The organism is Paracoccus contaminans, from assembly GCF_002105555.1.
In the GTDB taxonomy this organism is placed as follows: domain Bacteria; phylum Pseudomonadota; class Alphaproteobacteria; order Rhodobacterales; family Rhodobacteraceae; genus Paracoccus; species Paracoccus contaminans.
Window position 1 is genome coordinate 1,295,597 of sequence record NZ_CP020612.1, and the last position, 19,757, is coordinate 1,315,353.

Consider the following 19,757-nt stretch of genomic DNA (forward strand, 5'->3'; position numbering starts at 1 on the left):
TTCACTTGACCAGAGGACAACCGGATTCGGCCGCCGGCAGATAGGCGTCCTTGCCCGGAATGGTGGCGACCAGCTTGTAATAGTCCCATTCGCCCTTGCTTTCGGCGGGCGATTTGACCTGGAACAGATAGTGATCGTTCAGCAGGCGCCCGTTGGCCTGGACGGTGGCATTGCGGGCAAAGGCGTCATTGACCGGCAGTTCGTGCAGCTTGGCGGCGACTGCGCCGGATTCGTCGGTGCCGGCTGCCTCGATGGCCTTGAGATAGGACCGCACCGCCGAATAGGTGCCCGCCTGCACCATGGTCGGCATCGCGCCGGTGCGTTCCTTGTATTTCAGGGAAAAGGCGCGGGATTCATCGTCCCTGTCCCAGTAGAAGCTTTCGGTGAGATAAAGCCCCTGCGCCGCGTCGAGGCCGAGGCCATGCACCTCGGAAATCATCAGCAGCAGCGCGGCGATGTTCTGCCCGCCGGCAGTGATGCCGAATTCGGCCGCCTGCTTGATCGCGTTCTGGATGTCCATGCCGGCGCTGGCCAGCCCGACCACCTTGGCCCCCGATGCCTGCGCCTGCAGCAGCAGCGCCGAGAAATCGGTGGTTCCCAGCGGATGCAGGGACGCCCCCAGCACCTTGCCGCCATTGGCCTCGATCGTCTTGGTGGTGTTTTCCTGCAGCGAATGGCCGAAGGCATAATCCATGGTCAGGAAATACCAGCTGTCGCCGCCCGCCTTGACGACCGCGCCGCCGGTCCCGACGGCCAGGGCATGGGTGTCATAGGCCCAGTGAAAGCTGTAGGGCGTGCAGGCCTTGCCCGTGATGTCGGTCGCGCCCGCGCCGGTGTTCAGGGTGATCTTCTTCTTCTCGCCCGACAGCGCCTGCACGGCCAGCGCCACCGACGAGGTGGTCATTTCCGCGATCGCATCGACCTGGTCGGTATCATACCACTGACGCGCGATGTTGGCGCCGATATCGGGCTTGTTCTGGTGATCGGCGCTGACGATCTCGACCGGGGCGCCCAGCACCTTGCCGCCGAATTCCTCGGCCGCCATCTTCGCGGCCTCGACCGAGCCGGTGCCGCCCAGCGCCGAATAGGCGCCGGACTGGTCGTTCAGGATGCCGATCCTGACCTTGCCATCCGAGATTTCCTGCGCACCGGCCGCATTCGCAACCAGCGCCGCCGCGGCTGCGGCGACGTAAAGACGGTTCATCATTTTCCTCCCCTGTGCCCAGCCGCAATGCGGCCGGGCCTGTTCCTTGCGGATGATTGCCGCCCTTTCCGCGGACGGCAAGGGCCGCCTTGCAGCGGCGGTCATTTTACCAGCGGGCAGCCCGACTTGTCCGCGGAGGGATAGGCCTGATCGCCCGGCACCGTCGCCTTGACGGTGTAATAGTCCCACTCGCCCTTGCTTTCCTGGGGGGTCTTGACCTGCATCAGATAGACGTCCGACACCATGCGCCCATTGGCCAGCACCTTGCCGTTTTCGGCGAACATGTCGTGGACAGGCAGTTCGCGGATCTTGGCCGCCACGGCGTCGGAATCGTCGGTTCCCGCGGCCTTGACGGCGTTCAGATAGCTCGTCACCGCCGAATAGGTGCCGGCCTGGACCATGTTGGGCATCTTGCCGGTGCGTTCCTTGTAGCGCTTGGACCAGGCGCGGCTGGCATCGGTGCGATCCCAGTAGAAGCTCTCGGTCAGCGTCAGGCCCTGCGCCGCCTCAAGCCCCATGCCGTGCACTTCGGACAGCGTGACCAGCAGCGCGGCCAGCTTTTGTCCGCCCTTCGTGATCCCGAATTCGGCGGCCTGCTTGATGGCGTTCTGGGTATCCATCCCCGCATCGGCCAGGCCGACGACCTTGGCCCCCGACGACTGCGCCTGCAGCAGGAAGGACGAGAAATCCGTCGTTCCCAGCGGATGGCGTGCCGAACCGATGATCGTGCCGCCCTTGGCCTTGACCACGTCCGAGGTGTTGCTTTCCAGCGTATGGCCGAAGGTATAGTCGGCGGTCAGGAAATACCAGCTGTCCCCGCCCTGTTCGACCATCGCGCCGCCGGTGCTGACGGCCAGCGCGTGGGTGTCATAGACCCAGTGAAAGCCATATGGCGTGCAGGCCTTGCCGGTGATCTCGCTGGTGGCCGAGCCGGTGTTCATGGTGATCTTCTTGCGTTCCGCGGAAAGGGCCTGCACGGCCAGCCCCACCGAGGAGGTGGTCAGTTCCATGATGGAATCGACCTGCTGGGTGTCATACCACTCGCGGGCGATGTTGCTGGCGATGTCGGCCTTGTTCTGGTGATCGGCCGAGATCATCTCGATCGGGGCGCCCAGGACCGTTCCGCCGAAATCCTCGATCGCCATCTTGGTGGCCTCGATCGAGCCGACCCCGCCGTAATCGGCATAGACCCCGGACTGATCGTTCAGGATGCCGATCTTGACCTTGCCGTCGGACAGGCCTGCCGCAAATGCGGGCGCGGTGATGAGCGCCGCGGCCGATGCCGCAGCGGTAAGCGTCACTTTCATGATTCCTCCCTGATCCGGCGCTTGCACGGCCGGTTCTCCTCTGCAGGAAGGTTGCTCAAGGCTGATGCGCCTTGCAAGCGGTCTTTTATGGACAGCGTGGCGATTTACCTGTCTTTCCCGATAGGCTAGCAGCCACGGGCAAGCAAAGGTCCGCGCATGATCTGGAACGACGACGTCCTGTATATCCATGTTCCCAAGACCGGGGGCATGTCGCTGACCGAGATGCTCGAGGCGCATCTGCCCGGCACGGTCTTCAGCTCCAGCCCCGAGGGGCACGGATCGGGCAGCGCGCGGGTGCGCCATGTCCATGGCCTGCGGCACGAACGCCTGCACGAAGCGCGCCGCATCCTGGCCCGGCACGGCCGCAACCTTGATGATTTCGCGGCGGTCATTGCGGTTATCCGCAACCCCTATGATCTTGAAGTGTCGCGGTTCTTTCACATCACCACGCATTTCATGGATCAGAAGATCCACAACACCGAACTGATCCGCAAATTCGGTTTCGAGGCGTTCTTCGACCAATCGAACTTCTATGGGCTCAATCCCCCGGCCATCCACCAGTTCTATACCGACCGCCGCCGCACGCTGACCAACATGCGTCTGCTGCGCTATGAACATCTTGCCCTCGATATCGAGCGGACGGTTTTTCCCTATCTGGGCGGCGCCCGGCCGCAGCTGCCGCATGTGAACGCCACGCGGCGCATCCCCTGGCAGGACATGATGACCGAGGCGGTCGAAGTCTCGATCTATGACCGCTTTCACTGGATCTTCGCGCAAGGCTTGTATCCGCGCTATCAGCCCAGCCGCTTTCCGACCCGAAAAGAGGTCGAGGAACGCATCGCCGCCCTGTCCCGGCCCGATGCGGGGGCCAGCGCCGAGGCGAATCCGCAATAGGTCAGGGCACGGCAGGTCAGGGTACGGGCGTCCACTGCACATCGTCGATGCGGGGGGCGCCGGTGGCCAGCATGACCAGCCGGTCAAAGCCCAGCGCGATGCCGGATGCCGGCGGCATCTGCGCCAGGGCGGCAAGGAAATCCTCGTCCAGCGGATAGCGTTCGCCATGGATGCGCTGGCGCTCGTCCATCTCGGCCTCGAAGCGGCGGCGCTGCTCGGCGGGGTCGGTCAGTTCTCCGAATCCGTTGGCCAGCTCGACCCCGCAGGCATAGAGCTCGAACCGCTCGGCCTCGCGCGGATCGTCGGCCGCGCGGCGGGCCAGGGCGGCCTCGGGCGCGGGATAGCGGTCCAGGATCGTGGCCCGGCCATGGCCCAGATGCGGCTCGACCCGCGCGGTCAGGATGCGCGACAGGATGTCGGACCAGGTGTCGTCGGCTGCAACGCGCAGCCCCTGCGCAGCCGCCTGCACGGCCAGCCCGTCCCGGTCGGTCGCCCCGTCCGGGCCGATCGTGGCCAGCAGGTCCACCCCCGCGTGGCGCCGGAACGCCTCGGCCACGGGCAGCCGTTCGGGCGCCGCGAAGGGATCGCATTCGGCCCCGCGAAAGCGCAGCACGCCCGCGCCCGCCGCCTGCGCCGCCAGGCGCAGCATCGCGGCGCAGTCATCCATCAAGGCGGTATAATCCTCGCCCGCCCGATACCATTCCAGCATGGTGAATTCGGGCGCGTGCAGGGGGCCGCGTTCGCGGTTGCGCCAGACATGGACAAAGGCGGCGATTCGCGTCTCGCCCGCGGCGAGCAGCTTCTTCATCGCGAATTCGGGGCTGGTGTGCAGATACATCCTGCGCGCCAGGCCGTCATTGCCGATCGCCTCGGTCGCAAAGCCGTGCAGATGCGCCTCGTTCCCCGGCGAGACCGCCAGCGCCGCCGGATCGACCTCGGTAAAGCCCTGATCGTCCAGCCAGCCGGCGATGGCGCGGCGGATGCGCCCCCGCGCCAGCAGCACCGGACGGCGGTCGGCATGGCGGATGCGGTCCCACCAGGGGCTGCCCGGCGGGGACGGAATGGGCGGGGGCCGCAGGGGCAAGGGCAAACCTCTGGCGATATGGCGCATGATGGGCTAGGAACCGCGCCGATACCGCATCCTCAGATCGCAAGAAAGACGCCCGTGAAAGTCATCGCTTCCTCGCTGCGCAAAGGCAATGTCGTCGAACTGGACGGCAAGCTCTATGTCGTGCTGACCGCCCAGAACTTCCACCCCGGCAAGGGCACGCCCGTGACCCAGGTGGATATGCGCCGCATTGCCGACGGCGTGAAGGTCTCTGAACGCTGGCGCACCACCGAACAGGTGGAAAAGGCCACCGTGGACGAACGCGGCTATGATTTCCTGTATGAGGATGGCGAGGGCTTCCACTTCATGGAACCCGAAACCTACGAACAGGTCGTCGCCTCGGCCGACATGGTGGGCGATCAGAAGGCCTATCTTCAGGAAGGGATGCGGGTCTTCCTGCAGGTCTATGAAGGCAATCCCATCGCGATGGAACTGCCCCAGAAGATCACCGTCGAGATCGTCGAGACCGAGCCGGTGGTGAAGGGGCAGACGGCCTCGTCATCATACAAGCCCGCGACGGTGGACAATGGCTTGCGGGTGATGGTGCCCCCCCATATCGGCGTCGGCACCCGGATCGTCATCAATACCGAAGACAACAGCTACGTCGAGCGCGCCAAGGACTGACCGATCCCTGGCTGCCTTGCGATCTATTCAGGGATGTTCAGCGCCCGCAAACAGATGCAGACACCCGAGCGGCCGGACCTGCATTTCGACGCCATCATCCTGCCTGCCCCGCCCGGCTGGGCGGGGTGGGGCCAGATGCGCGTGACCGCGATCAATCATGGGCCCGTTCCGGCCGATCTGCTGCGGATCTGCCGCAGGCTGCGGCTGGGCGGGCGGATCGTGTCGATGCTCGAGGTCGGTCATTTCGACGAGGCCCTGGGGCAGGAGACATGGCCGCCGGCCCCCACCGGGGGCCAGCACCGCTGTTCCGACATCCGGGAATACCGGGTGCCGGCCGCGGGCGAAGGCAAGCCGGGTTCGGTCACGTTCGACGTGCTGATCCGCCCCGGCAAGGGGCTGGGCAAGCTGGGCTACAAGGTGCATTACCGCTGGGCCGACCGGCCGGGGCAGACGCTGACCGGCCTGGCCCAGCCCTGACCGGCGCCCCCTGAACGGCTGGTCAGGCGACGGTGATGCCGCTGCCTTCCTCGACCCGGCCGATGACCGCGGCCAGCGGATAGCCGGCGCCGCGCAGCCGCCCCACCCAGCCCTGCGCCGCACCGGCCTCCAGCGCCACCAGCAGCCCGCCCGATGTCTGCGGATCGGTCAGCAGGTGGCGTTGCCAGTCCGGCATTCCGGCGGGCAGCGTGACCTCGGCCCCATAGGCGGCCCAGTTGCGATGCGAGGCGCCGGTGACGAACCCTGCCTGCGCCAGTTCCTCGGCCCGTGCCAGCAGCGGCAGGGCGGCGCGGTCGATGATCAGCCGCGCACCCGATCCGCGCGCAACCTCGAGCCCATGGCCGAGAACGCCAAAGCCGGTCACGTCGGTGATCGCATGGACGGCCGGATCCTCGGCCAGATCGGCCCCGATGCGGTTCAGCAGCGTGGTCGATGCGATCATCTCGTCGATGCCTGCCCCGTCCAGGGCCGCTTTCTTGATCGCCGCCGAATAGATGCCGACGCCAAGCCCCTTGGTCAGGATCAGCGCATCCCCCGGCCGGGCATCCGCATTGCGGCGCAGTTTCGAGGGATGGACCAGGCCGATGACGGCCAGTCCATAGATCGGCTCGGGGCTGTCGATCGAATGGCCGCCTGCGACGGGGATCCCGGCCTCGGCGCAGATCGACTGGCCGCCCTGCAGGATCTCGCGGATCATGGCGGGGGGCAGGGTGTCGATGGGCATGCCCAGGATCGCCAGCGCCATGATCGGCCGCCCGCCCATCGCATAGATGTCGGAAATCGCGTTCGTCGCGGCGATCCGGCCGAAGGCGCGCGGGTCATCCACCATGGGCATGAAGAAATCGGTTGTCGCGATCACCGCCAGATCGTCCGACACCTGCCAGACCGCCGCATCATCGGCGGTTTCCGTCCCGACCAGCAGCTGGGGAAATGCCTGGGCCATCGGCTGGTCCGACAGCAGCTCGCGCAGGACAGCCGGGGCCAGCTTGCACCCGCAGCCCCCGCCATGGGACAGCTGGGACAGGCGGATGGGGGGCAGGTCGGGCATGGCGCGTTCCTTTCAGGCGGGTGGCGCGGTGCATAGCATGGCTGCGGGGCGACTTCACCCGCCGTCAGCCTGGCCGCGCCGGACCATATGCCAAAGCTTACAGTGTTGACGACTCCCCGCCCTGCGCTGCATTATGGGCGGACCTATCTTGGTGGACAGGCAAACAGGAGGCTCGGATGAACATCGACCTCTCACGCCGCAGCTTTCTGAGGCTGGCGGGTGCGGGTGTCGCGGCAACATCGCTGGGGGCGATGGGTTTTGGTGAGGCTGAGGCGGCGGAACTGGCGCATGTGCGCGCGTTCAAGCTGGCAGCCATGACCGAAACCCGCAACACCTGCCCCTATTGCTCGGTTGCCTGCGGCATCATCATCTATGCCAAGCCCGGCGACGACGGCAAACGCCGCGTCATGCATATCGAAGGCGACGCCGACCACCCGACCAACCGTGGAACGCTATGCCCCAAGGGCGCGGCGCTCAAGGATTTCGTCAACGCGGAAACCCGCCTGACGCAGCCGATGATCCGCAAGCCCGGTTCCGACCGGTTCGAGCCGATCACCTGGAACGACGCGCTCGACCGCATCGCCCGCGCGATGAAGGACGACCGCGACGCCAACTTCCTGCAGACCAACGAACTGGGCGTTCCGGTCAACCGCTGGACCACGACGGGTTTCCTGGCTGCCTCTGCCACCACCAATGAAACGGCCTGGCTGACCTACAAGGTCGTCCGGTCCATGGGAATTGTAGGATTCGACAACCAGGCACGCGTCTGACACGGCCCCACGGTGTCCAGTTTGGGCCCGACCTTTGGCCGTGGAGCGATGACGAACTCCTGGACCGATATCAAGAACACCGACCTCGTTGTCGTCATGGGCGGCAACGCCGCCGAGGCGCATCCCTGCGGCTTCAAGTGGGTGACCGAGGCCAAGCACCACCGCGGTGCGAAACTGATCGTCGTGGACCCGCGGTTCACGCGCACGGCCGCCGTGTCGGATTACTATGCCCCGATCCGTCCGGGCAGCGACATCGTGTTCCTGATGGCGCTGATCCGGCACATGATCGCCAACGACAAGGTCCAGTGGGATTATGTCAAGGCGTTCACCAACGCGTCCTTCATCGTCAAGGACGAGTTCGGCTGGTCCGACGGGCTGTTCACCGGCTATGACGAGCAAAAGCGCGACTATGACAAGTCGAGCTGGGATTACGTCATCGACGAGACGACCGGCTTTGCGCTGACCGACCCGACGCTGACCAATCCGCGCTGCGTGTGGAACCTGCTCAAGGCCCATGTCGACGTCTATACCCCGGAACTGGTGGAACGCGTCTGCGGCACGCCCAAGGACCGGTTCCTGCACATCGCCGAGATGATCGGGGAATGTTCGTCCAAGACGAAGACGATGACCTCGATGTATGCCCTGGGCTGGACGCAGCATTCCAAGGGTGCCCAGAACATCCGCGGCATGGCGATGCTGCAGCTGATCCTGGGCAATATCGGCGTGCCGGGCGGGGGCATGAACGCGCTGCGCGGGCATTCCAACATCCAGGGTCTGACCGATCTGGGCCTGATGTCGAACCTGATGCCGGGATATCTGAACATCCCGACGGAAAAGGAACCCGACTTCGCCACCTACATGAAGTCGCGCGCCTTCAAGCCGTTGCAGCCGGGCCAGACCAGCTATTGGCAGAACTATCCCAAGTTCATGGTCTCGCTGATGAAATCCCTGTTCGGGGATGCCGCGCAGAAGGACAATGACTGGGCCTATCACTATCTGCCCAAGCTGGACGTGCCGGCCTATGACATGCTGCGCATGTTCGAGCTGATGGATCAGGGCCGGGTGAACCTGTATTTCTGCCAGGGCTTCAACCCGCTGCTGGCGCTGGCCAACCGCAACAAGAACGCGGGCGCGCTGGCCAAGCTCAAGCTGCTGGTCGTCATGGACCCGCTGCAGACGGAAACGGCGCGGTTCTGGGAAAACCACGGCATTTACAACGATGCGGACAGCGCCGCGATCCAGACCGAGGTGATCCAGCTGCCCACGACCTGCTTTGCCGAGGATGAAGGCGCGCTGGTCAATTCGGGCCGCTGGCTGCAATGGCACTGGGCGGCGGCCGATGCGCCGGGCGAAGCCAAGGCCGATACCTGGATCATGGCCCAGATCTGGCGCCGGATGCGGGATCTGTATCGGGCCGAAGGCGGCCCCTTCCCCGATCCGATCCTGAACCTGACCTGGGATTACGAGGACGAGAACGAGCCCTCGCCGGCCGAGCTTGCGCGCGAGCTGAACGGCCGCGCCCTGGGCGACGTGTTCGACCCCAAGGACCCGGCCAAGCTGCTGACAGCGGCGGGCAAGCAGGTCAAATCCTTTGCCGAACTGCGCGATGACGGCTCGACCGCCTGCGGCTGCTGGATCTATTCCGGCTGCTTCAACGAGGACGGCAACAACATGGCGCGGCGCGACAATGCCGACCCCTCGGGGCTGGGCGTGCACGCGAAATGGGCCTGGAGCTGGCCGCTGAACCGCCGGACGCTCTACAACCGCGCCTCGGCGGACCTCAACGGCAAGGCCTGGGACCCGGCCCGTCCGATCATTGAATGGGACGGCGAGAAATGGGCCGGCAACGACGTGCCCGACATCGCGCCCGCGTCGAAGCCCGGCGAGGTGATGCCGTTCATCATGAACCAGGAAGGTGTCAGCCGCCTGTTCAGCCGCGGCCTGATGCGGGACGGCCCGTTCCCCACGCATATGGAACCCTTCGAAAGCCCGGTGCAGAACGTCTTCAACGACAGGATGCGCGGCAACCCGGTTGCCCGCGTCTTTGCCTCGGATGTCGAGCATCTGGGCGATTCGTCCGAGTTCCCCTTCGTGGCGACCTCCTACCGCCTGACCGAGCATTTCCACTACTGGACCAAGCACAACGTGGTGAATGCCGCGCTGCAGCCCGAATTCTTCGTCGAGATCAGCGAACAGCTGGCCGCCGAGAAGGGCATCGAGCGGGGCGGCCGCGTCCGCGTCTGGTCCAAGCGGGGCGAGGTGTTCGCGAAAGCCCTGGTCACCAAGCGGATCAAGCCGCTGACCTGCGACGGCAAGACCGTCCATGTCGTCGGCATCCCGCTGCACTGGGGCTTTGTCGGGGCGGCCAAGAAGGGCTGGGGGCCCAACAGCCTGACGCCCTTCGTCGGTGACGCCAATATCGAGACGCCGGAATTCAAGGCGTTCCTCGTCAACATCGAACCCGCAGTCGGGGAGGCCGTGTCGTGACGACTCCGCCCAACATGGCCGCCTTCAATCCTCCGGTTCAGCCGGGCCAGTCGGTTCTGGGCCAGCAGGCCGTTGTGCGGTCATCCGCCGGCGGGCCTGTGGCCGAAAACCCGGTGCAGCTGCCCGAGGTCGCCAAGCTGATCGACATCAGCAAATGCATCGGCTGCAAGGCATGCCAGTCCGCCTGCGCGGAATGGAACGACACGCACCCGGAAATCGGCGTCAATGTGGGGATTTATGAAAACCCCCACGACCTGACGGCCGAGATGTACACGCTGATGCGGTTTGCCGAATACGACAATCCGGACAGCGGCGATTTCGAATGGCTGATCCGCAAGGACGGCTGCATGCACTGCGCCGATCCAGGATGCCTCAAGGCCTGCCCGGCTCCTGGCGCAATCGTGCAGTATTCCAACGGCATCGTCGATTTCATCAGCGAGAACTGCATCGGTTGCGGCTATTGCATTTCCGGCTGTCCCTTCGACATCCCGCGGATGCATCCGACCAAGCATGTCGTCAAGAAATGCACCTTGTGTTCAGACCGGGTGGCCGTGGGGCAGGGGCCTGCCTGCGCCAAGGCCTGCCCGACGCAGGCGATCAGCTTCGGCACCAAGGACGACATGAAGACCCTTGCCGCCGAACGGATCGAGGATCTCAAGTCCCGCGGTTATGACGAGGCAGGGCTTTATGACCCGGCCGGCGTGGACGGCACCCATGTGATGTATGTGCTGCAGCACGCGGACCGGCCGCATGTCTATAGCGGCCTGCCCGACGCGCCGCAGATTTCGGATGTGGTCGAGGGCTGGAAGGGCCCGACCAAGCCGATCGGCCTGGCCGCGGTGGGCGTGGCCGCGGTGGGCGCGGCGGCCATGGGCGTTCTGTCACGCGGCAGCCGCATCACCGAGCATGAGGAACGCGAGGCGGAAGGACTGGTCGAAACGACCCCTGCCGCGTCTGACGACAGGGGACATATCTGATGGCCCCGCGCAAGTTTTCGGAACCGACCGATCGCATCCTCGGCACCCGCCCGGTCGAGGTGCGGCGCTATGGCGCCTTCATCCGGGTGAACCACTGGTTCGGGGCGATCTGCTTCGTGCTGCTGATGCTCAGCGGCTTTGCTCTGTTCCACCCGTCGTTCTTCGGCCTGACCGCGCTGTTCGGGGGCGGGCAGACGACGCGCTGGATTCATCCGTTCCTTGGCATCGCGCTGGTCATCAGCTTTGCGGCGATGTTCATTCAGTTGGTGCGGCTGAACATCCTGCGGCGCGAGGATCTGGTCTGGACGGCCCACATTGCCGATGTGATCACGGGCCACGAGGAACGCCTGCCGGAACTAGGCAAATACAATTTCGGCCAGAAGGTTGTGTTCTGGGGGATGTTCTGGCTGATCCTGGCGCTGGTGGCGACCGGAATTCCCATGTGGGTTCAGTATTTCCCCGACCTGGTTTCCATCCCGACGCGGCGCATCGCGATCCTGATCCATTCGATCTCGGCCGTGCTGATTGTTCTGGTGTTCATCCTGCATGTCTTTGCGGCGCTGTGGACGCGCGGCACGATCCGGGCGATGACCCGCGGCACGGTGACGGGCGGATGGGCATGGCTGCACCATCGCAAGTGGCTGCGCGAACTGGCTGGACGGCGGGGAACGAACGCGGCAGAATGACGCCCGCCCTGGGCCGGACCGGCCCGAGGAGGGAACATGAGCGATCCGCAACCCAGGCCAGACATGATCGGCGGCGTTCCAACGCCGCCGCTTGCCATTCTGCCGCGCCCTGGCCAGCTGTTCGGGCAACGGGCCGAACGGTTCGCATTCCTGGCCCAGGGTTCGGCCCTTGGACCCTATCTGGTTTTTCTCGCGGCGCTGTGCCGGGTTCAGGCGCGGCTGGCGGACAGCCTGCCGGCCGTGGCTGCGCCGGATGCGGACAAGGTGGCGCTTGCCCGCGCGGCGCGGATGCCGCCGCTTGACCGGCCCCTGCTGGTCGACGACCCGGGGCTTGCCGATACGCTGGATGCCCTGATCGCCGAGGCCGCGGGCATCGACATGCCTGCCCCGGCGCGGCTGGCGCTTGATGCGCTACGCCACAGCACGGCCGAGGATCGGCGCTGGCTGCTCGGCAATGTCATGGCCGACACCATTCCCGATGACAGCGCCGCGCCGCATCTGTTCGTTGCGGCGGCGGTGCAGGTCCATATGGCGCGGCTGGCCGCGACACTGGAGGCAGGCCAGCTGGTGCCGATCCGCATTGGCGTCTGCCCCGCCTGCGGGGGAAGGCCCTCTGCCTCGGTCGTGACCGGGATCATGGGGGCCGAGGGGGCGCGCTATGCGGCCTGCGCCTGCTGCCAGACCCTGTGGAACGAGGTGCGCGTCCACTGCCTGTCCTGCGGAACCAACGAGGGCATCGGATACCAGGGCGTCGATGACGGCGGCGCCGACGAAAAGACCGGCGCCCAGATCAGGGCAGAAACCTGCGACGGCTGCGGATCCTGGGTCAAGATCATGGCCCAGAACCGCAACCCCTCGCTTGATCCTCTGGCCGATGACGTGGCCTCGCTGGGGCTGGACGGGCTGATGCGCGGCAGCGCGTGGCGGCGCGCAGGGTTCGACCCGTTCCTGATCGGATACTGAAGGGTGCAGCCCCTGCGCGCGCTTCCTTCGGTGGATCGGCTGCTCTCCTCGGCCGAGGGCATGTCCCTCGCCCGAACGCATGGCCGCGCGGCCGCCACCGATGCGCTGCGCGCGGCGCTGGCGGATGCGCGGGCCGCGGCGCAGGGCGGAGGCGCGGTTCCCGATGCGGCCGCGATCCACGCCGCGGCGGCGACGGCGCTGGAACGCGCCGCGGCCAGCACCCTGCGCCCGGTCCTGAACCTGACCGGCACGGTCCTGCACACGAATCTGGGGCGCGCGATCCTGGCCGAGGCCGCCATCACCGCCGCGACCGATGCGATGCGCGCCCCCGCGGCGCTGGAATACGACCTTTCCACCGGCCGGCGGGGCGAGCGCGACGATCACATCGCCCCGCTGATCTGCGAACTGACCGGGGCCGAGGCCGCCACCGTCGTCAACAACAACGCCGCCGCCGTCCTGATCGTGCTGAACACGCTGGCCGAGGGGCGCGAGGCGATCGTTTCCCGCGGCGAGCTGGTCGAGATCGGCGGCGCGTTCCGCATTCCCGACATCATGGCCCGCGCGGGCGTGCGGCTGGTCGAGGTCGGCACCACCAACCGCACCCATCCGCGCGACTATCGCGGCGCGGTCACCGATGCGACGGCGCTGATGATGAAGGTCCATCCCTCGAACTATCGGATCGAGGGGTTCACCCGCGCGGTCGATCCTGCCGAACTGGCGTCCATCGCCGCCGAGGCGTGCGTTCCCATGATGAACGACCTGGGGTCCGGCACGCTGATCGACATGACGCGCTGGGGCCTGCCGGCTGAACCCACCGTGCGGCAGGCGGTGGCCGAGGGCGCCGGCATCGTCACCTTTTCCGGCGACAAGCTGCTGGGCGGGCCGCAGGCGGGTTTCATCGTCGGGCGCGCCGACCTGATCGCCCGCATCAGCCGCAACCCGTTGAAGCGCGCCCTGCGGCTGGACAAGATCCGTCTTGCCGCGATCGAGGCGACGCTGCGCCTCTACCGCGACCCGGACCGCCTGGCCGAGCGGCTGCCGACGCTGCGGCTGCTGACCCGCCCGGAGGCCGAGATCGCGGCGCAGGCGCACAGGCTGGCGCCCGCCGTGGCGCGGCTGCTGCCCGAATACCGCGTCTCGGTCATTGATTGCGCCAGCCAGATCGGCTCGGGCGCGCTGCCGGTCGAAACCCTGCCTTCGGCGGCGCTGGCGATCAGCGGCGAGGGGGGCGACGCGCCCGACCGGCTGGCGGCGCGGCTGCGCAGCGGTCCGGTTCCGGTGATCGGGCGCATCCGCGACGGGGCGCTGATCCTCGATCTGCGCTGCCTTTCCGATGACGGCGCGCTGCTGGCGGCGCTTGCATGATCGTCGGGACGGCCGGCCATATCGATCACGGCAAGACGGCGCTGGTGCGGGCCCTGACAGGGGTGGATACCGACCGCCTGGCCGAGGAAAAGGCGCGCGGCATCACCATCGAGCTTGGCTTTGCCTATGCCGACCTGGGCCGGGGGGGCATCACCGGCTTTGTGGATGTGCCGGGGCACGAACGGTTCGTCCACACCATGCTGGCAGGGGCGGGCGGCATCGACCTCGCGCTGCTGGTCGTGGCCGCCGATGACGGCGTGATGCCGCAGACGCAGGAACATGTGGCCATCCTCGACCTGCTGGGCATCGACCGCGCCATCGTCGCGCTGAGCAAGGCCGACCTGGCCGGAGAGGAGCGCCGGCGCGACGCCGCGGCCGAAATCGCGGCGCTGCTGGCCGGGACGCGCCTGGCCGGGGCGCCCGTCGTTCCGGTTTCGGCCGTCACCGGCGAGGGGATCGAAAACCTGCGCGCGATACTGGCCGCGGCGGCGGGCGACATGGCGGGGCGCGCGGCGGACGGGTTGTTCCGGCTGGCGGTGGACCGCAGCTTCACGCTCAAGGGGACGGGCACGGTCGTCACGGGCACGGTGCTGTCGGGCCGGGTCGCGGCGGGGGACAGCGTGATCGTGTCGCCCCTCGGGCTGGCGGCGCGGGTGCGGGGGATCCATGCCCAGAACCGGCCCGCCGAACAGGGCCTCGCCGGCGAGCGTTGCGCGCTGAACCTTGCCGGCGAAGGGGTCGGCCGCGATGCCATCCACCGCGGCGCGGTCGTGCTGGACCCGGCGCTTCACGCGCCCACCGACCGGATCGACGCCGATCTGCGCGTCCTGCCGTCCGAGCCGCGCCCGGTCGGCACCTGGTTTCCTGCCCGCCTGCATGTCGGCGCGGCCGAGGTGGGTGCGCGCGTCGTTCCGCTGGCCGCGCCGCTGGCCCCCGGACAGGACGGCCCGGTGCAACTGGTTCTTGATCGCCCGATTGCGGCGGCCGCGCTCGACCGGTTCATCCTGCGCGACGTGTCGGCGCGCCGGACCATCGGTGGCGGGCGTTTCCTCGACCTGCGCGCCCCCGCCCGCCGGCGTCGCACGCCCGAGCGGCTGGCGGTGATGGCCGCAGCCGCCCGCCCTGATGCGGCCGAGGCGCTGGCCGCCATGCTGGAGGTTCCGCCCCATCTGGTCGATCTTGACGGCTTTGCCCGCGACCGGGCGATTGCGGATGTCCCCCTGGGGGATGCGGTGGTGCTGGACGGCCCGCCCCGGCTGGCGCTGTCGGCGGCGGCCCATGAGGGGCTTGTGGCCGGGCTGGCCGAGACATTGCGGCGCTTTCACGAGGACAATCCCGACATGCAGGGGATGGGCCGCGAACGGCTGCGCCTGGCCCTGACCCCCCGCCTGCCCAAGCCGGCCTTTGCCGCCTTTGTCGCCGCCCGGATCGGGGCGGGCGATGTGGTGGCCGAGGGCAGCGTCCTGCGCCTGCCCGGCCATGTCGTCCGCCTGTCGGCCGAGGACGAGGCGCTTTACGCCCGCATCGTGCCCGCCCTGTCAGGCGAGGCGCGGTTCCGCCCGCCGCGCGTGCGCGACATGGCCACCGACTGGGACATCCCCGAAACCGAGGTGCGGCGTGTCCTGCGCATGGCGGCGCGACAAGGCCGGGTGGACCAGATCCGGCACGATCATTTCTTTCTGCGCGCGACCACGGCCGAAATGGTGCGCCTGATCGCCCTGACGCAGGCGGCCGCCCCCGATGGCTGGGTCACGGCCGGCGCATTCCGGGACCGGGTGCAGAACGGCCGCAAGGTGGCCATCGAGATCCTGGAGTTCTATGATCGCCACGGGGTGACCTTGCGCCGCGGCGATTTGCGGCGCATCAACCCGCACCGGGCCGACCTGTTCGGCACCTGAGGAGGAGAATCGTCCCCGGTGGGGCGGCCGGACTTCAAATCCGGTTGAGGCAGCGCGCCTGTCTCGGGTGGGTTCGACTCCCATTCTCCTCCGCCAGCGGGGCGATCACCCCTTCAGGTCGAGCCCGCGCGCCGTAGGGGGCTGCCAGGTCTTGGATTCGGGCACCGCGCCGGCCGTGTTGGTGCCGATCTGCGAACCGCCCGTGCCCCCCGTCCAGCCGGTCGAGCCGGAATTGCCCGGCGCGGTCCCGTCCACGGTTCCCCGGTCGGGCTGGGTCGCGGCACTGGCCACGCCCGATGCCCCGGCCCCGTCATCCTGTTGGCCCGATCCGGCGGTGGCCTGGTCCGAGGGCGGATCAATGGCCGCCGCCGCCTGAGAGCCGGCGGGAACGGTCTGGCCCTGCGGCGTCTCGACCGGAACGGTGGTCGCCAGGGGAGATGTATCCTTGAGCGCCTGCTGCGTGGTGGCGGGCATGGGCGTCTGTGCCGGCTCGCTTGCCGCACCGGTCGCAGGGGCTTGGGCAGCGGCGGCTTGGGCCGGTGCGGCGGCAGCCGGCGCAGCTGCGGAAACATCAGGGGCAGGTGCGGCGGCGGTCTGGGCGGCCGGGCCTGCATCGGCGGATGCGGCTTCCTGGACGGACTGGGCCAGGGCAGGCGCCCCGGCCAGCAGCACCACCATCAGCGACATGGCGAATCGGTTCATCGGATGATCCCTTCCTCAGCGGCCCCGGCCTGATCGAACACGACGATAGCCCGGTGCGTTCCCCACATCTAGGGCGTCGGCAGATGCGCGGCGATCGCGCGGCCCAGGGCAAACAGCCGCTGCTCGACGATGACCGGCGATTCGCAGACATAGCCCAGGCTCTGCCGGCGATCGTTGAAGATGCGCTCGTCCAGCTCCAGCGCCTTTTCCTCGGCGTCGATGGCGTCGAAATCGGGCTTTCCGGCCGCTTGCAGCAGCGCCATGCGGTCGCGCCGCGCCCTGACCCGGTCGGCCAGCGCGACCTGCTTGCGCCCATAGCGCGCGATACCGTCCAGCAGGCGCGTGCGATAGGCGTCCATGTCGTTGAACACGGCAAGCATCAGCGCGGTCAGCGCCGCCGCATCCCGCCCGCGGGCAAAGCGCTCGATCTCGGCCTCTGCCTGATCCATGGGCATCCGCCGCTGGGCGATGCGTTCGGCCAGGGCGGCGGTTGCGGGGTCGGCGGCGCCTGCCCGCGCGGCATCGTCCGGGGCGGGGCCGGTCCAGACCTGCCCCAGCGACAGATGCGGCTGGCGCGGCTGGATGCAGGGCCAGTCGGCCGAGGCCGTCTGCCCCGCCGCGGATGCTGCGGCCAGCATCGTCCCCAGCGCCACGGCGATCATTGCACGCATCATCCCCCCTTTCGGCGAATCCCCAGGCCGCGCGCGGGGTCATACATCAGCACCGCCGCGGCAAAGAACAGCGCAAGGCAGGCCCCCACCACCCCCAGCGACAGCCAGTTCACCTGCAGGTAAAGCGCAAAGCGGATCAGTTCCACCGCATGGGTGAAGGGGTTGGCCGCGCACAGATCATGCAGCAGGGCCGAGGATTCCCGCATCCGCCACAGCGGGTAAAGCGCCGACGAGGCAAAGAACATCGGAAAGATCACGAAGTTCATCACCCCGGCAAAGTTTTCCAGTTGCCGGACCGTCGAGGACAGCGCCAGCCCCAGCGCCCCCAGCATCAGCCCCGACAGGACCAGCGCCGGCAGGACGGCCAGATAGCCCGGCAGCGGCGGGCGCACATCCCAGAACCAGGCCACGGCCAGAAAGGCATAGACCTGCAGGATCGACACGATCACGGCCGCGACCAGCCTGGAGGCCAGCAGGAACCAGCGCGGCCAGGGGCTGACCAGCAGCGTCCGCATCGAGCCGTTTTCCCGGTCATGGACCATCGACAGCGACGACTGCATCCCGTTGAACAGCTGGATCATCGCGCACAGGCCCGGCGTGACATAGACCTCGTACAGCACATAGGTCTTGTAGGGGGGCGTGATCGAGAGGCCCAGCACGGCGCGGAACCCGGCGGCAAAGATGAACAGCCAGACCAGCGGGCGCACCAGCGCGGACAGAAACCGCCCCCGCTGGTTCACGAAGCGCAGCCATTCGCGCCGGGCGATGCCGGCAAAGACGATGGCGCCCGCCCTCATGCCGCCGCGCCCGTCAAGGCCAGGAAGGCGGCGGTCAGATCGCCCCCCGGCGCGGCAGCCCCGGCAGGGCCGTCGAACAGGACGCGGCCGCGATGCAGCACCACCAGCCCGTCCGCGGGGTCGATCTCGTCAAGGATATGGGTCGCCCACAAGGCCGACACCCCGCGCGCGGCGATCAGCCGGCGCGTCAGCGCCACGACCTCGGCGCGCGAGCGGACATCCAGCCCGGCGGTCGGTTCGTCCAGCAGCAGCAGGGCGGGATCATGGATCAGGGCGCGCGCGATTTCGGCGCGGCGCACCTGCCCGCCCGACAGGGCCGAGACGCGCGCCCCGGCCCGGTCGGCCAGATCCACCTGCGCCAGCACCGCGTCAAGCCGCGCGCGGGCATCGCGCCGCCCGATCCCGTGCAGCGCCGCGTGATACATCAGGTTCTGGCGCACCGTCAGATCGCCGTCCAGCGCCCGGCTCTGGAAGACGACGCCCAGCCGCGCCAGCGCCGCCCCCGGCGCCCGGCGCATGTCATGGCCGCCGACGCGGATCGTGCCGCGGCGATTGGCGTAAAGCCGCGTCACCAGGTTGAACAGCGTGGTCTTGCCCGCGCCATTCACGCCCAGCAGCGCCGTAAGGCGGCCCTCGGGGACGGCAAGGGACACATCGTCCAGCGCCCGCAGCGAACCGAAATCATGGCTGACGCCGCAGATTTCCAGGGCGGGCGGGGCGCTCATCGCCGCCGCTCCGGACGGGGCCCGCGCAGCCGGCCGGCGCGCCGCACGGGGCAGGCCCTTCCGGCCCGCGCCATCAGTCCGGTCCCGCCACCACCCCCCAGGGCTGCTGCCCGGCGGGGATGGACTGGACCGCCCGGTTCGACGCCACGTCGATCACCGTCACATCGTTCGAATTGCCGTTGGTCGTGAACAGCTGCGACTGATCGCGCGAGAACGCCATCTGCCAGACCCGCTGCCCCACGAGGATGTAATCCGTCACCTCGAGGCTGTCGCCGTCGATCACCGCCACCCGGTTCGCGGGGCCGAGCGCGACAAAGATCTTGCGCCCGTCACGACTGATGCGGATGCCGACGGGCTGGATCGCCTCGGGCAGCACGCCCGGCACCTGAAAGCCGATGGTCTTGACGATCTGGTGCGTGGCCGGGTCGATCACGCTGACCGTGCCGCCGATCTCGGCGCTGACGAACAGCCGTTTGCCATCATCCGAGAACTGGGCGAAACGCGGCCGCTGGTCCACCAGAACGTTGCCGGTGATCTGGTAGCCGGCCGCGTCGATGAAATGGGCCATGTTGGTGGTTTCCGAGGTGTTGACGATCGTCGCGCCATCGGGGCTGACGGCCATTCCCTCGGGTTCCACGCCGACCGGGATCTCGGCCACCATCTGGCGCGTGCGGGTGTCCACCACGGTGACAAGGTTGTCGTCCTCGTTGGCGATGTAGAGGCGCGATCCGTCGAGGCTGAGCACGAACAGCTCGGGATCGGCGCCCGAGGGCAGGGTATGGGTTTCCTGCATGCTGCGCGGATCGAACACCCGCACCAGATCGTCGTCCGAGGCGCAGACATACAGCTCCGTCCCGTCCGGCGACAGGGTGATGCCGCGCGGGCGGGCGCCGACGGGATAGCGGCCGATCACCGCCATGGTCCTGCTGTCGATCACGGTCACGTCGTTGCCGCGTTCGTTGGTCACATAGACCCGGTCGGCCCGGGCCGGCGTGGCGGCGGTCAGCAGCATCAGCATCAGGCCAGCTTTCAT

At 67.9% G+C, this 19,757-nt stretch carries 18 protein-coding genes and 1 tRNA gene; 10 read left to right on the plus strand and 9 right to left on the minus strand.

Features of this window, described 5'->3' with window-relative positions; genetic code table 11:
* Nucleotide 1: 1 nt before the first annotated feature.
* Together B0A89_RS06095 and B0A89_RS06100 are read right to left on the minus strand one after the other, a co-directional pair.
* Nucleotides 2–1,204, minus strand: a complete 1,203-nt coding sequence (locus B0A89_RS06095) for an ABC transporter substrate-binding protein (RefSeq protein WP_085378778.1) — start codon at nt 1,202–1,204, stop codon at nt 2–4.
* A 101-nt stretch (nt 1,205–1,305) separates the two neighbouring features.
* Nucleotides 1,306–2,511, minus strand: a complete 1,206-nt coding sequence (locus B0A89_RS06100; RefSeq protein ID WP_085377377.1) for an ABC transporter substrate-binding protein — start codon at nt 2,509–2,511, stop codon at nt 1,306–1,308.
* A gap of 156 nt (nt 2,512–2,667) precedes the next feature.
* Here B0A89_RS06100 and B0A89_RS06105 point away from each other — a divergent pair, with 156 nt between their 5' ends.
* Nucleotides 2,668–3,405: a sulfotransferase domain-containing protein gene (locus tag B0A89_RS06105; RefSeq protein WP_085377378.1), complete on the plus strand. Its 738-nt coding sequence runs from the start codon at nt 2,668–2,670 to the stop codon at nt 3,403–3,405.
* A 16-nt stretch (nt 3,406–3,421) separates the two neighbouring features.
* Here the strand turns inward: B0A89_RS06105 and epmA are convergent, their stop codons facing one another.
* Entirely contained in the window at nt 3,422–4,489 is a 1,068-nt protein-coding gene (gene epmA / locus B0A89_RS06110) for an EF-P lysine aminoacylase EpmA (protein ID WP_240558662.1), read from the minus strand.
* Nucleotides 4,490–4,570: 81 nt separating this feature from the next.
* Between epmA and efp the strand changes: the two genes are divergently transcribed.
* Together efp and B0A89_RS06120 are read left to right on the plus strand one after the other, a co-directional pair.
* Nucleotides 4,571–5,137, plus strand: a complete 567-nt coding sequence (gene efp, locus B0A89_RS06115) for an elongation factor P (protein WP_085377380.1) — start codon at nt 4,571–4,573, stop codon at nt 5,135–5,137.
* A 54-nt stretch (nt 5,138–5,191) separates the two neighbouring features.
* Nucleotides 5,192–5,614, plus strand: a complete 423-nt coding sequence (locus B0A89_RS06120; protein WP_157115262.1) for a hypothetical protein — start codon at nt 5,192–5,194, stop codon at nt 5,612–5,614.
* Nucleotides 5,615–5,636: 22 nt separating this feature from the next.
* On the opposite strand, the gene selD is transcribed toward B0A89_RS06120, so the two are convergent.
* Entirely contained in the window at nt 5,637–6,683 is a 1,047-nt protein-coding gene (selD, locus tag B0A89_RS06125; protein WP_085377382.1) for a selenide, water dikinase SelD, read from the minus strand.
* Between the two features lie 314 nt (nt 6,684–6,997).
* Here selD and fdnG point away from each other — a divergent pair, with 314 nt between their 5' ends.
* From fdnG to B0A89_RS14575, 7 genes are all read left to right on the plus strand, one after another.
* The gene (fdnG, locus tag B0A89_RS06135; protein ID WP_476704023.1) at nt 6,998–9,940 is read left to right on the plus strand and encodes a formate dehydrogenase-N subunit alpha; all 2,943 of its coding nucleotides are present in this window, start codon (nt 6,998–7,000) and stop codon (nt 9,938–9,940) included.
* The gene (gene fdxH / locus B0A89_RS06140) at nt 9,937–10,917 is read left to right on the plus strand and encodes a formate dehydrogenase subunit beta (protein WP_420814427.1); all 981 of its coding nucleotides are present in this window, start codon (nt 9,937–9,939) and stop codon (nt 10,915–10,917) included. The genes fdnG and fdxH overlap by 4 nt, the downstream gene beginning before the upstream one ends.
* The gene (locus tag B0A89_RS06145; RefSeq protein ID WP_085377386.1) at nt 10,917–11,603 is read left to right on the plus strand and encodes a formate dehydrogenase subunit gamma; all 687 of its coding nucleotides are present in this window, start codon (nt 10,917–10,919) and stop codon (nt 11,601–11,603) included. Before fdxH ends, B0A89_RS06145 begins: the two co-directional genes overlap by 1 nt.
* A gap of 36 nt (nt 11,604–11,639) precedes the next feature.
* Nucleotides 11,640–12,566 (plus strand): formate dehydrogenase accessory protein FdhE, encoded by a 927-nt coding sequence (fdhE, locus tag B0A89_RS06150; protein ID WP_085377387.1) that lies wholly within the window; start codon nt 11,640–11,642, stop codon nt 12,564–12,566.
* Nucleotides 12,567–12,626: 60 nt separating this feature from the next.
* Entirely contained in the window at nt 12,627–13,931 is a 1,305-nt protein-coding gene (gene selA / locus B0A89_RS06155) for an L-seryl-tRNA(Sec) selenium transferase (RefSeq protein ID WP_240558663.1), read from the plus strand.
* Nucleotides 13,928–15,829, plus strand: a complete 1,902-nt coding sequence (gene selB / locus B0A89_RS06160) for a selenocysteine-specific translation elongation factor (RefSeq protein ID WP_085377389.1) — start codon at nt 13,928–13,930, stop codon at nt 15,827–15,829. Before selA ends, selB begins: the two co-directional genes overlap by 4 nt.
* Nucleotides 15,830–15,925, plus strand: a tRNA-Sec gene (locus B0A89_RS14575). It begins immediately after the preceding gene.
* Between the two features lie 9 nt (nt 15,926–15,934).
* Here B0A89_RS14575 and B0A89_RS14580 read toward each other — a convergent pair.
* The 5 genes from B0A89_RS14580 to B0A89_RS06185 form a co-directional block, all read right to left on the minus strand.
* Nucleotides 15,935–16,531 carry a hypothetical protein gene (locus B0A89_RS14580; RefSeq protein WP_157115264.1) on the minus strand — a complete coding sequence of 199 codons (597 nt, stop codon included), beginning with the start codon at nt 16,529–16,531 and terminating at the stop codon, nt 15,935–15,937.
* Nucleotides 16,532–16,599: 68 nt separating this feature from the next.
* Entirely contained in the window at nt 16,600–17,202 is a 603-nt protein-coding gene (locus B0A89_RS06170; RefSeq protein ID WP_240558664.1) for a hypothetical protein, read from the minus strand.
* Nucleotides 17,202–17,999: an ABC transporter permease gene (locus tag B0A89_RS06175; protein WP_085377390.1), complete on the minus strand. Its 798-nt coding sequence runs from the start codon at nt 17,997–17,999 to the stop codon at nt 17,202–17,204. The genes B0A89_RS06170 and B0A89_RS06175 overlap by 1 nt, the downstream gene beginning before the upstream one ends.
* Nucleotides 17,996–18,724 carry an ATP-binding cassette domain-containing protein gene (locus B0A89_RS06180; protein ID WP_085377391.1) on the minus strand — a complete coding sequence of 243 codons (729 nt, stop codon included), beginning with the start codon at nt 18,722–18,724 and terminating at the stop codon, nt 17,996–17,998. The genes B0A89_RS06175 and B0A89_RS06180 overlap by 4 nt, the downstream gene beginning before the upstream one ends.
* Before the next feature lie 73 nt (nt 18,725–18,797).
* A complete protein-coding gene (locus B0A89_RS06185; RefSeq protein WP_085377392.1) occupies nt 18,798–19,757 on the minus strand; it encodes a YVTN family beta-propeller repeat protein in 960 nt (319 codons plus the stop codon).